This window comes from Muricauda sp. MAR_2010_75 (genome assembly GCF_000745185.1).
Lineage (GTDB): Bacteria > Bacteroidota > Bacteroidia > Flavobacteriales > Flavobacteriaceae > Flagellimonas.
The window spans coordinates 1,309,030-1,325,499 of the sequence record NZ_JQNJ01000001.1; the positions used below are offsets into that span (position 1 = coordinate 1,309,030).

At 42.3% G+C, this 16,470-nt stretch carries 8 protein-coding genes; 7 read left to right on the forward strand and 1 reads right to left on the reverse strand.

Features of this window, described 5'->3' with window-relative positions; all coding sequences use genetic code 11:
• The first annotated feature begins 6 nt into the window (after positions 1 to 6).
• Genes FG28_RS05890 through FG28_RS05920 form a run of 7 tightly spaced genes read left to right on the forward strand, consistent with a single transcriptional unit; the run spans position 7 to position 15,264 of the window.
• The gene (locus FG28_RS05890; protein WP_036380735.1) at positions 7 to 2,442 is read left to right on the forward strand and encodes an ABC transporter permease; all 2,436 of its coding nucleotides are present in this window, start codon (positions 7 to 9) and stop codon (positions 2,440 to 2,442) included.
• Between the two features lie 21 nt (positions 2,443 to 2,463).
• Positions 2,464 to 4,896, forward strand: a complete 2,433-nt coding sequence (locus FG28_RS05895) for an ABC transporter permease (protein ID WP_036380737.1) — start codon at positions 2,464 to 2,466, stop codon at positions 4,894 to 4,896.
• Between the two features lie 44 nt (positions 4,897 to 4,940).
• On the forward strand, positions 4,941 to 7,313 hold the full coding sequence (locus FG28_RS05900) for an FtsX-like permease family protein (RefSeq protein ID WP_081894235.1): 2,373 nt from the start codon (positions 4,941 to 4,943) through the stop codon (positions 7,311 to 7,313).
• 18 nt (positions 7,314 to 7,331) lie between these two features.
• Complete coding sequence (locus tag FG28_RS05905) at positions 7,332 to 9,713, forward strand: ABC transporter permease (RefSeq protein WP_036380741.1); 2,382 nt, start codon at positions 7,332 to 7,334, stop codon at positions 9,711 to 9,713.
• A 22-nt stretch (positions 9,714 to 9,735) separates the two neighbouring features.
• Entirely contained in the window at positions 9,736 to 12,150 is a 2,415-nt protein-coding gene (locus tag FG28_RS05910; protein WP_036380743.1) for an ABC transporter permease, read from the forward strand.
• Between the two features lie 43 nt (positions 12,151 to 12,193).
• A complete protein-coding gene (locus tag FG28_RS05915) occupies positions 12,194 to 14,593 on the forward strand; it encodes an ABC transporter permease (RefSeq protein WP_036380745.1) in 2,400 nt (799 codons plus the stop codon).
• An 8-nt stretch (positions 14,594 to 14,601) separates the two neighbouring features.
• Complete coding sequence (locus FG28_RS05920; protein ID WP_036380747.1) at positions 14,602 to 15,264, forward strand: ABC transporter ATP-binding protein; 663 nt, start codon at positions 14,602 to 14,604, stop codon at positions 15,262 to 15,264.
• Positions 15,265 to 15,341: 77 nt separating this feature from the next.
• On the opposite strand, the gene FG28_RS05925 is transcribed toward FG28_RS05920, so the two are convergent.
• On the reverse strand, positions 15,342 to 16,460 hold the full coding sequence (locus tag FG28_RS05925) for an FAD-binding oxidoreductase (RefSeq protein ID WP_036380749.1): 1,119 nt from the start codon (positions 16,458 to 16,460) through the stop codon (positions 15,342 to 15,344).
• Positions 16,461 to 16,470: the final 10 nt, after the last annotated feature.

The following is a 16,470-nucleotide window of genomic DNA, read 5'->3' on the forward strand; positions in this document are numbered from 1 at the left end:
GCCAACATGTTCAGAAACAACATTAAAATAGCTTGGAGAAATCTTAAAAAACAGCCCTTTTTTACCTTCCTCAACACTTTTGGTTTAGCCATGGGTATGGCTGGGGCACTCTTAATCTGCCTATACATTTATGACGAATTGAGCTATGATACAATGTTTCCCGATGCCGACCGTATTCACCGAGTCAATGTTGATATAAAATTTGGTGGTGAAGTTCGGAATTTTGCTGTTACACCAGCTCCAATGGCAGAAACCATAAAAAATGACTTTGATGAAGTGGAGATGGTCACGCGGTTCCGGACTCGGGGCAGCATGCTCATCCGAAAAACTGATGCACAAACCAATGTAAAAGAGGAAGAGGCCACTTTTGTGGATTCCTCTTTCTTTGGTATGTTTGGAATACCTCTACTTTCCGGAGATTCAGAAACAGCCCTAACACGACCTAACACCTTAGTATTGACAGAAACTGCAGCGAAAAAACACTTTGGTGTTGAAAGTGCTGTAGGGCAAACGGTTGTTTTAAATAATACAGAGAACTATACCGTTGCGGGTGTAATTCCCGATTTTCCCCATAATTCCTTTTTAAGGGACTATTCTGTATTTCTCTCCATGGCGGGTTTTGAAGATGCCCAAATAGTCAATTGGGGCAGCAACAACTATCAAACCTACATTAAACTCATTCCGTCTGCAAATGTAGAAGACATACAGGCCCCATTGCGTGCCTTTTTGGGAAAATATATGATTCCTGGGATACAACAGTACCTGCCAGGTATTACCGAAGAACAATTGATTGCCGCAGGCAATTATGTTGTTTATAGTACCATTCCTATGACAAACATTCATTTACGCTCACACAGGGGGGAGGAAATAAGTACCAACAATGATATCCAAAGCATTTATATTCTTTCCTTCATTGCCCTATTTCTCATTGTATTGGCAAGTGTCAACTTTATGAATCTTTCCACGGCAAATTCCTTAAAAAGGGCAAAAGAAGTAGGGGTGCGAAAAGCCATGGGATCCAAAAAGGGAGAGCTCATTCGGCAGTTCATGATAGAGTCTGGAGTAATTTCCTTTCTATCACTCATCTTGGCCATCGTTATTGCCGCTGTCTCCATGCCATTCTTCAATAATTTGGCCAACAAGGACATTTCCATTCCGTATTTCAGTTGGGGCTTTTGGTCGGCTGTGCTGCTTTCCACAGTTATATTGGCCTTGTCTTCTGGAAGCTATCCTGCCTTCTTCATGTCTAAGTTCAGGCCTATAAAAGTCCTTAAGGGTTCTGGGAAGACCAGTGTAGGTGGAGGTAGAATTCGAAACATGTTGGTAATCTTTCAATTTATCATTTCCGTGTTTCTCATTGTAAGCACCATAGTGGTCTACCAGCAGCTCAACTATATACAGAACAAGGACTTGGGGTATTCCAAAGACCAGGTTCTTATCATAGATGATGTGTACACGGCGGGCAACAGGGTAGAAACCTTTAAGGAAGAAGTAAAACAACTGGCCTTTGTTGAAAATGCCAGTCTAAGCAGTTTTTTTCCCACTCCATCCGACCGTGGAGATAGCACCTTTGCCCCCGAAGATGGTGCTACCCAACAGGAAAACGCGGTGAGCATGCAACGTTGGGGCGTAGACCACGATTATTTGCCCACTATGGATTTTGAGCTATTGGCAGGACGAAATTTTGATTCTCAATTTGGCACAGATTCCTCTGCCATAATTGTCAATGAGTCAGCCCTTGCCATTATGGGACTATCCCCAAAAGAAGCCATCGGCAAACAGTTTACCCCTGACATGGGCGAAGAAAGCCCAGAGTTCTTTACCATTGTTGGGGTGGTCAAAAATTTCCATTTTGACTCGCTACGTGAGAATATAGACGCCCTTAGTCTTCATTTGGAAGATGGAGCTCGGTCTATGGCTGTTAAGATAGAGGCCGAGAATTTTTCAAATGCCGTCTCCAGCATAGAACGAATCTGGAACGAGATTGTTCCCGGAGAACCCTTCAACTATTACTTTATGGAAGATTCGTTCAACGACACCTACCAGACAGAACAGCGTCTGGGCCGTATTTTCATTATTTTCACCATCCTTTCCATATTGATTGCCTGTCTTGGTCTATTTGGACTTGCCCTTTTTAATGCTGAAAAGAGAACCAAGGAAATTGGTGTCAGAAAAGTACTGGGGGCCAATGTTGCTCAAATCACATATACACTTACTTTGGATTTTCTAAAGCTTGTTAGTGTTGCCATATTGGTGTCATTGCCTTTGGGATGGTACGCCATGGAACGGTGGTTGGAAGATTTTTCATACCACATTGAAATTGATTGGAGTGTCTTTGTGCTGGCGTCACTTTTGGCCATTGTCATCTCTATACTATCCGTGGGCTACCAAAGTGTAAGGGCCGCGGTTGCCAACCCCATTAAAAGCCTTCGAACCGAATAACGAAAAAATAAATGTGCTAACATGTTCAAAAACAACATTAAAATAGCTTGGAGGAGTTTAAAAAAGCAACCCTTTTTTACGTTCCTCAACACCTTCGGCCTTGCCATTGGTATTGCCGGGGGAATATTGATCGCTTTGTTCATTCATGATGAATTGAGCTATGACAAAATGTTTGCCGATGTCGATCGCATTTACAGAATTGATAGTGATATTAAGTTTGGGGGTGCCGAAATGAAATCGGCAGAAGCTGCCGCGCCCATGGCCGCTACTATGCAAAGAGATTTCCCCCAAGTTGAATCAACAGTTCGCTTTAGGGATCGAGGGAGTTTGCTTCTTCGAAAAACAGGCACCGAAACCAATACCAAGGAACTTCGGATAACCTTTGTAGACTCCACTTTTTTCGACTTTTTTGGAGTAAAACTATTGGTGGGGGACAAAAAAACAGCCCTTACTGAACCCAATACCCTGGTTCTCACCAAAACGGCTGCAGAAAAACACTTTGGCGTGCAAAACGCCTTGGGACAAAGTATGTTGTTGAACAATACAGATACCTACACCGTAACAGGGGTCATAGACGATTTGCCAAAGAATTCTTTTTTAAGGGAGCATTCCGTTTTTATGGCAATGTCCGGCTATGCCGATTCCCAGGATCCAAATTGGGGAAGCAACAATTACTTCACCTTTGTTAAGTTGATTCCCTCTGCCAATGTTGAAGATTTTCAGGAACCATTAAACGGTATTGTGGATGATTACATATTTCCGTGGGCGCAGCAATATTTCCCTGGAATGACCAAAGAATCTTTTATTGCATCTGGGAACTATGTTAACTTCTACACCCAACCATTAACCGATATTCATCTGTATTCCCATCGCGATGCTGAAATGAGTGCCAACAGCAGCATACAGAATGTGTACATCCTTGCTTTCATTGGTTTGTTCCTAATTGTCTTGGCCAGCGTCAACTTCATGAACCTCTCCACTGCACAATCCCTAAAAAGGGCAAAAGAAGTAGGGGTAAGAAAGACGCTTGGATCTAAAAAATTAGATTTGATACGACAATTTCTCATAGAATCAGGGTTGATTTCCTTCATTTCATTGGCAGTGGCCTTGATCATCACCCTATTGGTGCTTCCTCTTTTCAATGAACTCGCCGGAAAATCCATTTCTTTGCCGTATTCGAGCCCGGTTTTCTGGGGAATACTCTTTGTGGCAACCCTATTGCTCGGGCTCTTTTCGGGCAGCTACCCCGCTTTCTTTTTATCCCGCTTTATGCCTGTTAAAACCTTGAAAGGGGGCACACATGGTGATTTGGGAGGAGGAGGCATTAGAAATGCGCTGGTGGTATTCCAATTTGCCATTTCTGTTTTCTTGATTGTGGGTACCATAGTTGTTTATCAACAGCTACAGTTTATACAAAGTAAAGATCTTGGGTTTACCAAAGACCAGATTGTGCTTGTTGACGATGTTTTTGCCGTTGGGGATCAAACGCAAAGCTTTAAGGACGAGATTGTTAAGCTCAGCCAAGTGGAAAGCGCAACATTGAGTTATTTTTTCCCAACTCCCTCTTCGCGCTCCAACAGTTCGTTCTTTCCTGAAGGGTCCAGAAATCAGGAAGATGCCCTTCAAATGCAAACTTGGTATGTTGATGAAGACTATATCCCCACAATGAACATGGATTTGATTGCCGGGCGCAACTTCAATACAGATTTTCCAACGGATTCAACAGCAGTAATTGTAAATGAAGCTACTCTAAAAGTTCTTGGTGTGGGGCCTGAGGAAGCCTTGGGGATGCGAGTCTCTCAGGATACAGAAGTGGAAAACCCAGAATTCAACACCATAATCGGTGTGGTCAAGAATTTTCATTACGAGTCCTTGCGCGAAGACATTGGATCACTGGGCCTATTTTTTGCCAGAACTTCTGGACAGCTTGCCGTAAAATTAAATCCAGGGGATTTTTCCGCTACCCTGTCAAGCATTGAAGGTATCTGGGACAAGTTTGCCCCCGGACAACCCTTTACCTATAATTTCATGGACGATTCCTTCAATACCACTTATGAGGCCGAGCAACGTTTGGGGAAAATATTTGTGGTCTTCACCATCCTGTCCATATTAATTGCTTGTTTGGGCCTCTTTGGGCTAGCCGCTTTCAATGCACAAAAGCGCACCAAAGAAATTGGGGTTCGCAAGGTTCTTGGGGCCACCGTGGGCCAAATCACCTTCAGGTTAACAACGGATTTCCTTAAAATGGTGGGTGTTGCCATTCTTATTTCAATGCCCATTGGTTGGTTTATCATGAACAAATGGCTGGAAGATTTTTCATACCGCATTGAAATCGGCTGGTGGGTATTTGTTTTGGCCGCAGTTTTAGCTGTTGGAGTTGCTGTGTTGACCGTAGGATACCAAAGCATTAAGGCGGCTGTGGTAAATCCCGTGAAGAGCCTTAGAACGGAATAACCCAATATGTGCTGATCTTGTTTCAGTATCAAAAACACATTGTCATGATTAAGAATTATATGAAGATTGCCTGGAGGACCTTGATGAGGAACAAGGTCTATTTTTCCATCAATACCATAGGTCTTTCCATCGCCATTGCAGTATCCTTTCTCATGTTACTTTGGGTTTTTGATGAGTATGGCATGGACAAATTCCATGAAAAAGATGATCAGCTCTTTTTTGCCATGCGAACAATTCCTTTGGAAAAAGGAGTTTTAGACGTATATCCCAATGTTGCTTACCCAATGCTGGAAACCGCAAAAGAACTGTTCCCCGAAGTTGAAGACTACGTAACCCTTGGACACACTTTTGAGGATAACCTGCGTTTTGGGGACACCCAATTTAGAGCAAAAGGTGCCTTTGCAAATTCGGCCCTTTTCCACTCATTTTCCTTTCCTGTGCTGGCCGGAAACATAGACGATTTGGACAATAAGCCTGAGGCTTTGGCCATTTCCGAGCGATTAGCCAAAAGACTTTGGGGGGAGGATTGGCCCCAAAAGGCATTGGGTGGCCCCATACATATCTACGATAATGGAGATTATGCAGTAGCAGCTGTTTATAAGGACTTTCCTTCCCAATCATCCATACAAAATGATTTTTACTGCGGCTTTGAGCATTTTCTAAGCCAAAATGAGTGGATGAATGAATGGGGGAATAATATCATGCAGGGGGTATTTGTGCTTAAAAAGGGAGCCGATGCGGCCTTGGTTGAGCAAAAGGTAAACGACCTGTTCCAGTCGAATATTGAAGGTGAAATAAAAGAGGGCATCTTCTTCCAAAAATTCTCAGATAACTATCTACACAATCAGTTTGATGATAAGGCTCAAGTGTCCGGTGGTAGAATTGAATATGTGCGCATTTTTGCCGTTGCTGCCATCTTATTGTTGATCATCTCCTGTATAAATTTCATAAATCTATCCACTGCTTATGCCACCAATCGATCCAGCGAAATCGGGGTAAGAAAAGTGGTGGGAGCCAAAAAGAAGATGCTCATCAGTCAGTTTTTTACCGAAACTGCATTCGTTACCAGCATTTCATTTCTGGTGGGCCTTTCCTTTGCGTATCTACTGTTGCCATCTGTCAACACGCTGACCGGCAAAGAATTAGCGATTGATTTTACCCAGCCTTATTTGCTCCTTACAGTTTTCGGGGTGTTCGTATTTACCACCCTATTATCCGGAGCATATCCATCATTGGTGGTTTCATCCTTTCGCCCCATAAGTGCTTTAAAAGGGGTTGTTCATGAAGGCAAGAACACCGTGTCGCTGCGAAAAGGACTCGTTATTCTACAATTCTCCCTGGCCATAGTATTGATCATCTCTGCTTTGATCATACAAAAGCAAATTAAATATGTAAATGAGAAAGACCTCGGTATCACAAAAGACCATATGATTGCCATCCATCAGGATGAAGTCCTTACCGAAAAATATGGGGTTTTGCGCTCAGAGTTATTAAAATCCGAGGGCATCGAGGATGTCACCCTTGCAGGGCCTTCTCCCTTGAAGACGCCGTATTCCAGTAGTGGGGTCAGTTGGCCGGGCAAAACCAAGGACCAAGAAAATCTTGAGTTCGCTTTGCTTTGGACCGCACATAATTTTCCAAACACCTTCAATATTCCCCTTAAAGCGGGCAATTACTATCGGGAAGGGTCTCAAGATACCCTAAATGTAGTGGTCAACGAAACCGGTGCCAGAATCATGGGGCTGGGAGATAACCCAATTGGGAAAACCGTTCAACTATGGGGGTCCCAGCGCCAAATTATCGGGGTGCTCAAAGACTTCCATAATCGTTCGCTGTACCAATCCATTCAACCGACCATTTTCTTACTGGATCCCAATGACGCAGGAGCACTGTTTGTTAAGTTGGACGAATCAAGAATTGAACAGGCCCTGGCTTCAGTACAACTTGTTTTTGAAAATGTCATTCCGGATATGCCCTTACACTATGAGTTTTTGGATGAAGAATATGCTGCCAACTACAGAACAGAGACTTTAACCGGTACCTTGGCCAAATATTTTGCATTTATAGCCATTCTCTTATCCTGTCTAGGTTTGTTTGGGCTCGCCACATTCATGGCCAAACAACGGAAGAAAGAAATAGGTATCCGGAAAGTACTTGGGGCAACCATCAACAATATTATTGTGTTGATATCAACAGATTTCTTGAAGCTCATTATAATCGCCGCAATCATATCAGCACCTCTCGCCTACTTATTTATGGACGAATGGCTTGGCAAGTTTGCCTATCATATCAATTTCCCTATTTGGACTTTTGCATTGGCCAGTGCACTGGCCATGCTGGTAACTCTGCTTACCATTGGATTTCAAGCGGTAAAATCCGCTCTTACAAATCCTGTGAAAAGCCTTAGAACGGAATAACATCAAAAACGGACCATCATGATAAAGACACATTTGCGAATAGCTTGGCGGAATCTTAAAAGAAACCCCTTATTCTCCCTAATAAACATTCTTGGCCTTTCCACAGGTTTGGCATGCGCGTTTTTGATTTTTTTCTGGGTGAATGATGAAATGACGGTCGACAGATTCCATGAAAATGATGCCAATCTGTATCAAATATTGATGAAGAGTAAAGAAAATGGAATGGTCCGAATTCATGAAGGAACCCAAGGCCCTCTGTCCGAAGCCATGGAAAAGGATTTACCCGAAGTTAATCATGCCGTTACGGTGATGAATCTGGAAAAAGAAGGAATGGGAATCACCTTCGCCAATGAAGAAAATACATTTAAAACAGAAGGCCTTTTTGCAAGTGATGCGTTTTTTGATGTTTTTTCCTTTCCACTCCTGAGAGGTTCAGTGAATCAAGTGCTCCAAGACAAAGCGGCTATTGTAATCTCGGAAAATTTTGCCCTGAAACTTTTTGGGTCAGTGGATAAAGCTATAAACCAAGAGTTGAAATACAGCTTTTTTGGAAAAGAGCAAAGCGGAAAAATAACAGGGGTTTTTGAGGATGTTCCCAAAAAATCTACCATGAAGTTCAACTTTGTGGCCACCAAGCAGAAACTAATAGAAGATATCTGGACCAACGGAAAAGAATGGTACAATACCGGACCACAAACCTATCTGCTTCTTAAGCCCAATATTGACAAAACGGCTTTCGACAAAAAAATTGAGCGGTTTGTGGACAATTATAATAAAAACAACAAATTTAGCCTGTTCACAAGGCAATTTTCCGATGCTTATCTAAAAGGAAATTACGAAGATGGTGTTCAAACTGGGGGGAAAATCACCTATGTTAGGCTCTTCTCGTTCATTGCCATTCTGGTTTTGTTGATTGCGTGCATCAACTTCATGAATCTTTCCACGGCCCGAGTTACCAAAAGGTTTAAGGAAATAGGTGTTAAAAAGACGGTTGGAAGCACCAAAAAAACTTTGGTAGTTCAATTTTTGAGCGAGTCAATCTTCCTGACCTTTTTATCCTTTCTGGTGGCCATTGTAATGATTTTGTTGCTGATTCCCGCTTTCAATCATATTACCGAAAAAGAACTTGATCTATCCTTGATCCTTCAGAATATCCCCGCTCTGGTATTGGCTGCTCTTGTCACCGGTTTAATATCGGGCAGCTATCCCGCATTCTATTTGTCAGGTTTCAGCCCATTGGCAACATTGAAAGGTACGTTTAAAAGTCAAGGCAGTGAATTATTGACACGTAAGGGCTTAGTGGTCTTTCAATTTATGGCGTCCTTGGTTTTGATCATCGCGGTTTTGATCATCAATAATCAATTGGAATTTGCACTCAACAAGCCCATTGGCTATCAAAAAGACCACATCGTCCAATTTGATTTGGAGGGAAAAGCCTATGAAAATATCCCATTCTTATTCGATGAAATAAAGAAAATTGATGGTGTTGAAGAAGTTGGCGGATTAAGTCAAAGCATTGTTCGGGAAGATGGAGGTTCTTCCACCTATGGTATCTATTGGCCCGGTAAACCTGAAGATGCCGAAATTGATTTCATCATTAGGGATATAGATGAAAATTTAATGCAGACCCTAAAAATAGAAATGGCCGAAGGCTCCTCGTTCACCCAAGATTTGGGGTCGCCGGAATCCTATCTTATTTTCAACGAAGAGGCCATACGCTTAATGGGGTTGGAAAATCCTGTAGGCTACAAAGTAAATCTTTGGGGAGAGGACAAGACCATTTTGGGTGTGATGAAGGATTTCCACACCGCATCCATTATGGAGCCCATTTCGCCAGTAGTTTTTCAATATTCTCCCAACAATCTGCTTTTGGGCATGGTGCGGATTAAACCAGGTTCTGAGACTAAAACATTAGCAAAAATCAAACAGTTTTACACTACCTATAATCCAGGGTACAATTTTAATTTCTCTTTTCAGGATCAGGTGTTCAACGCACAATATTTTTCTGAACAACGGATTTTGACCCTCTCCAAGTACTTTGCCATTCTTGCCATTTTTATCTCATGTCTTGGCTTGTTTGGGTTGGCGGCCTTCAACAACCAAATGCGAATTAAAGAAATAGGGGTGCGAAAGGTTTTAGGGTCATCCGTTGTGGGGATTTTGAAACTGCTTTTTCTTGATTTTATCAAACTTGTTTTGCTTTCCATTTTTATTGCATCTCCCATTGCTTGGTATCTTATGAAAGGGTGGCTTCAGCAATTTGCGTATCGAATAGATATTGGGTGGGCGGTATTTGCATTCGCAGGGTTGCTCACTATTCTTGTGGCTTCGGTGACCATTGGTTATCAGGCATTGAGAGCGGCCATGGTAAGTCCTGTAAAAAGTTTACGCACAGAATAAATCATCATCAAAAACGAGAACCATGTTAAAGAACCATATACGAATAGCTTGGCGAAACATCAAAAAGGACAAACTTTTCACCACCATTAAAATTGGTGGCTTTGCCATTGGTGTAGCCGCCTGTCTGTTGATCGCCCTTTTTATTGGGAATGAATTGAGCTATGACAACCATTATAAAAACAAAGACCGAATCTACCGAGTGGTCATGCAGGGCGTAATGGATGGTGAGGTGTTGAAAAGCGTTCATTTTCAACGTCTTTTCGCCGAAACATTGCAAGCCAAATATCCCGAAATTGAAAAAGCTGGCAAGGTAAATACCAGTGAGCTCTTTGGCGCTGGAAGAAGGGCATTGCGACCAGAAGGAACCTTTCAAAATAATTTTGAAGAAGGCTTCATCTATGCTGACCAACCTGTTTTTGAAATCTTGGAATATGATCTGGAAGAAGGAAACCCAGAACAGGTCTTGGTCAACCCCGGAAGTATTGTGTTGACGGCATCAAAAGCCAAAAAGTATTTCCCAAATGGCAATGCCGTGGGCCAAACCATGTTTCTTGACGATGATTCCACCAAACCCTATACCGTAACAGGTGTCATAAAGGAAGATCCTTCGCAAAAATCCCACCTCAATTTTGACTTTCTTTTGGCCATTGAAGATACCAACACGAGTTGGACAACCACCAACTACTTTACCTATTTACTGGTGGGTGAAAACACCAATATTCCAAGTTTGGAAAAGAAGATGAGGGCCATCCTAGAGGAATATTTTATTCCAGCAAGTATGGAAAGAGGTATGGGAGAAGAGTTTATGGAAGTGTTCAAGACCTTGGAATACAAACTGCAGCCAGTTACGGACATACACTTAAAATCAGATATAAAAATGGGAGATCGTTTAAAGCATGGCGATATCCGGTTTATCTGGTTGTTTGCCGCCATTGCCATTTTTGTTCTTGTATTGGCCGCCATAAATTTCATCAACTTGTCCACAGCAAAATCAGCAAACCGGGCAAAGGAGGTGGGGCTTAGAAAAACCGTTGGGGCCTTCAGAAGTAATTTGGTGAATCAGTTTTTGATAGAATCCATCATATTCAGCCTAATCTCTTTCATCATTGGAGTGTTGTTAGCTTGGGCTTTGTTGCCCAACTTTAATACCATTGCGGCGAAAGATATCGTAATGCCTTGGAACCTTTGGTGGTTTATCCCCATACTGCTATTTGCATCTCTGGTCATCGGATCTATTGCCGGCCTTTATCCAGCCTTTTACCTGTCAGCATTTAAACCTGCCAATGTGCTAAAAGGGTCTCTGAGCACAGGGAGCAAAAGTGGGAAACTACGAAGTGGTCTCGTTGTTTTTCAGTTTACAACTTCCATCGTTTTGATTATTGGGACCCTAATCATCTATAAACAAATGAATTTCATTTTAGATAAAAAATTGGGCTTTAACAAGGAACAGGTCGTCCTTATAAAAGGAACCGATCTTCTAAAAAACAATTCACAAACATTTAAGGACAGGCTTCTTGGAATATCGGAAGTGAAAGAAGTTTCCATTAGCGATTACCTCCCCGTGGATGGCACAAAACGAAATGGAAACACCTTTGGAATGGTCGGGGCAGGGGCTCAAAATAAAACGGTGCCCGCCCAAATATGGAGGGTTGATTTTGATTATATAAAAACCCTTGGGCTCCAAATTAAAGAGGGAAGAGGGTTTTCAAAAGATTTTGCCACAGACTCCTCGGCCATCGTGATCAATGCTACCATGGCAAAAGAGCTTGGCTATGAAGATCCGATCGGAAAACGCATTAATAACGGTCAGGATTGGACAATTATTGGTGTCCTTGAGGATTTCCATTTTAAGAACCTGAAAGAAGATATAGCAGCACTCTCGTTGGTGATAGGCAATAGCCCTGGCACGGTTGCGGTTAAACTAAATGCCGGCCAAACCAATAGGGCCATTGGCAATATTGAAACGGTATGGCAGGAATTTGTGCCCAATCAAGCTTTTGAATATACATTTTTGGACCAAGAATTCGCGCTTATGCATGATGATGTACAGCGAATGGGAAAAATATTCAACAGTTTTGCCCTATTTGCCATTCTAGTGGCATGCCTGGGCCTTTTTGCGCTGTCCGCTTTCTTGGGTGAGCAACGAAAAAAGGAAATCAGCATTCGACAGGTGTTGGGAGCGCCTTTTAAAAGTATTTACCAGCTATTGACCATGGATTTCATGAAATTGATCTTGATTTCCATTCTAATAGCTGTGCCCATTGGCTGGTATATGATGGACCGATGGTTGGAAGACTTCGCCTATCGCATCGATATTTCATGGTCTATCTTTTTTCTGGCCGGAATATTGGCATTGTGCATCGCTTTTTTGACCGTCAGTTATCAAGCTATAAAAGCCGCATTGGCCAGCCCAATTAAAAGTTTACGAGCAGAATAAATCAACATGCGCTGAACTTGTTTCAGTATCAAAACAAACCATCATGATAAAGAATTATTTAAAAATAGCTTGGAGAAACCTTACCAAGAACAAGGCATATACCATCATCAACGTTGGTGGATTGGCTTTGGGAATGGCCGTGGCCTTGATTATTGGGTTGTGGATACAGGATGAGTTATCGCACAATAATTATTTCTCCAACAAAAGTAAAATTGCCCAGATCTACCAGTCGCAGACCTTTAATGGGCAAACAGGAACCGGTCCTGCTATCCCCCGCCCTTTGGAAAAAGCCTTTCGCGATACTTATATGGACAATTTTGAGCATTTGGTGATGGCATCATGGAACAACTCCCAATATTTAAAATATAAGGATGTCAGTATCTCCAGAAATGGGAACTTTACGCAACGTGAAGCTCCAGAAATGTTGGAACTTAAAATCCTAAAAGGAGAAAAAGATGGGCTTCGGGAAATCAGTTCCATTATGCTTTCCGCTTCAACAGCAAATGCCCTGTTTGGTAATGAGGACCCTATTGGAAAATCTGTTAAGATCAATGGGCAATACGATATGATGGTCACTGCGGTTTATGAAGACATTCCATTCAACACTTCATTTAGGGATTTGGACTTTTTAATGCCATGGGATAAATATGTTGCCGTAAATGAATGGATTAAAAATGCAGAGACGCAATGGGGCAACAATTCCTTTCAAATGTTTGTTCAAATTGCGGACAACACCTCTATGGAGAGTGTTACGTCGGCCATTAAAGATGTGAAAAAGAACTTGAACGAAGACACGGTTGAATTCAATCCCCAACTTCTTCTATTGCCCATGGAAGACTGGTATTTGCGCAATCGTTTTGAAAATGGAAAACAAGTTGGAGGAAGAATAAAATATGTATGGCTTTTTGGGGTAATAGGCATCTTTGTGCTGCTCTTGGCGTGCATCAACTTTATGAACCTCAGTACGGCCAGATCGGAAAAAAGGGCCAAGGAAGTAGGGATCAGAAAATCAATAGGATCCCAAAGAAGGCAGTTGATCAACCAGTTTTTAGGAGAATCGTTTTTGGTGGTTCTTTTTGCTTTTGTCATTGCCCTCTTCATTGTGGTATTGTCCTTGAATGGATTTAACGAGTTGGCCCGGAAAGAAATGGAGTTTCCATGGTCAAAACTTGGTTTTTGGGGAGTTTCCATCTTATTTATCCTGATAACCGCTGTTATGGCCGGAAGTTACCCCGCGCTGTACCTTTCTTCTTTTAGACCTGTTGATGTGTTAAAAGGTACTTTTCAGGCAGGTAAACATTCGGGGCTGGCCCGGAAAGTATTGGTTGTGCTGCAGTTTACGGTTTCAGTCGCCTTTATTATCGGCACCGTCATTGTAATGCAGCAAATCAATTATGCCAAAAACCGCCCTGTGGGGTATGATAAGGAAGGGTTGGTACAACTACCGACCATGAGCCCAGAGTTTTATGGGAAATATGACCTAATGCGCAATGAGTTCCTAAATTCTGGTGCTGTTGTGGAAATGTCCTCTTCCAGCAGTCCCACTACAAACATTTGGTCCAACAGAAGTGGTTGGACTTGGGAGGGTAAGCCCGATGGCTTTCAGGAAGATTTTGCATGGACAGAGGTCTCCCCGGAATATGCGAAATCCCTTAACTTAAAAATTGTTGCGGGACGAGATTTTTCTAGGGAATTTCCTTCAGATTCCAGTGCCATATTGCTCAACGAGACTGCGGTAAAATACCTGGGCATAGAAAATCCTGTTGGGATGTTGTTCAGGGATTCCGACGAGGAAAATCCGGGTGGGCCGCTTAAGGTTATTGGCGTGGTTGAAGATATGATTGCCCAGTCCCCTTACGAGCCCGTAAAACAAGCCATTTATGCCTTTGATAAGCACGATAATGCCTCATACTATAATCTTCGACTCAACCCAAAACAAAGTGCAAGTCAAAATTTGGCCATTGTTGAGCGCGTCTTTAAAGCGCATTTTCCTGATGTTCCCTTCCATTATGACTTTGTGGATGAGGAATATGGCGAAAAATTTGCTGCGGAGGAGCGAATTGGAACACTATCGGGCATTTTCACCGCTTTGGCCATATTGATCAGTTGTTTGGGACTTTTTGGACTTACCTCTTTTGTTGCCGAACAACGCACCAAGGAAATTGGAGTGCGAAAAGTGCTCGGCGCCACAGTGTTCAACGTATGGAACATGTTGTCCAAAGACTTTTTAAAACTCATCATTATTTCCTGTTTTATCGCCGTTCCCATTGCCTATTATGTGATGAACGGTTGGTTACAGGAATATCCCTATCGTGTAATTTTAAAATGGTGGATTTTTGCCTTGGCCATGATTGGTGCTTTATTGATTACCGTGGTCACCGTAAGTTTTCAGGCCATAAAAGCGGCACGATCCAATCCGGTAAAAAGTCTAAGAACAGAATAAATAAAAACATGCTACTACAACTCAACAACCTTTTTAAATGGGTCAACTCTGGGGGCCAACGTGTCTTTCTTTTGAAGGACATCAATCTTGAAGTACAGGAAGGTGAATTCATCTCCGTAATGGGACCTTCGGGTTCTGGAAAATCCACTTTGCTCAATGTCATTGGCATGTTGGATACGTTTGATGAGGGCGAATACCAATTTTTGGATGAACCTGTACATTCCCTCAAAGAGAAATACCGGGCAAACCTCTATAAGGAATATATTGGTTTTGTGTTCCAATCCTATCACTTGTTGGACGAACTCACGGTAAAGGAAAATCTGGAAATGCCCTTGCTCTACAAAAAACTCAAGGGCACTGAACGTAAAGCTATGGTTGCTGATATGCTTGACCGATTCAACATCGTGGGCAAAAAAGACCTTTTCCCAGCACAATTGAGTGGCGGACAACAACAATTGGTGGGAGTTGCGCGTGCCTTGATATCAAATCCCAAACTCATTTTGGCAGACGAGCCCACCGGAAATTTAAATTCCAAACAAGGTGAGGAAATTATGGAGTTGTTCAAAGAGTTAAATGACGAAGGGGTAACTATTATTCAAGTAACGCACTCCGAAAAGAATGCAGAATATGGTTCTCGAATCATTAACTTATTGGATGGACGAATGATTTAATCAAACTCAAGCATCAAGTTCAAGTGCAAACTCAAGTATCAATATTTTTGGGCTTGGTCTTGAACTTGAATTTGAGCTTATTTGGCCAAATCTGCAAGTTCCCTGCCCACCAAACTGCCCAAGGCAACACCCATTCCGCCAAGGCGAACACCGCAATACACAGAATCGGAAAGTTGTTTGACAATGGGTGATTTTTGCGTGCCCACCCCCATAATGCCGCTCCATCTTCTGTCAATTTCAATATTTTGATTGGGTAAAATCACCTCGTTGAGCAGTTTTTCCAAGGAATTTTGAATGATTTCGGTCTCCCCAAATTCCATGGTTTCTTCCCCTTTCATATCAAGGTTCCGACCGCCCCCGAATAGAATGCGGTCATCAATATTTCTGAAATAATAGAACCCTTCATTAAAATGAAAGGTGCCTTTTATGTTCAGGTTTTTGATGGGTTGAGTTACCAAAACTTGCGCCCTGGCTGGTTTCACTGTTTCCTGTTTAAGTAGTTTTGAGGCAAATCCATTGGTCGCTACAAACACTTGCTTTGAATCAAATCCAAAACCATCTACAATGATATGGGCTTTATCTCCAGCTTCCTGAATTTCCTTGACTTCTACTCCATTTAGGATAGGGATTTGGGCCTCAAAACATTTTTGAAGCAACGCCTTCATCATCTTGCCGGTGTCCAACTGCCCTTCAAATTGGTGGGTGATGTACTGCTCTTGAATCTTCCCAAAGCCAAAGATATTGCCCGTTTTTACAAAAGGAACATCCCCAAAAACAGGACGCAACAGTTTGTTTAATTCATCCATCCGACTCAAACAAGCCTCAAACAATTTTGGGCCGTCTTTTAAAAACAGCTCATGGCCTCCATGTTGTTCAAAACCGATGGCTGTATCTCCCAAAAGCTTTCGCAATAACTGAATGCCTTCATATCTTTTTTGAACCAATTGAACCACTTCTTCTTCAGAATGGGAGTTAAGGTCGGAAACCAGTTCAGAAATGCTGCCAAAGCAAGCAAATCCCGCATTTTTGGTGCTCGCTCCCTGTGGAAGACTCCCTTTTTCCAATACCAAAATCTTGCTTTTGGGATGTTTTTCCTTAAGCCGAAGTGCACAATTGAGGCCCACCAGGCCACTTCCGATTACGGTGAAGTCCACTTGGGACAGCCAGGTTTTATATTCCCAATAGCTTAGCTCCATAGCACAAAAA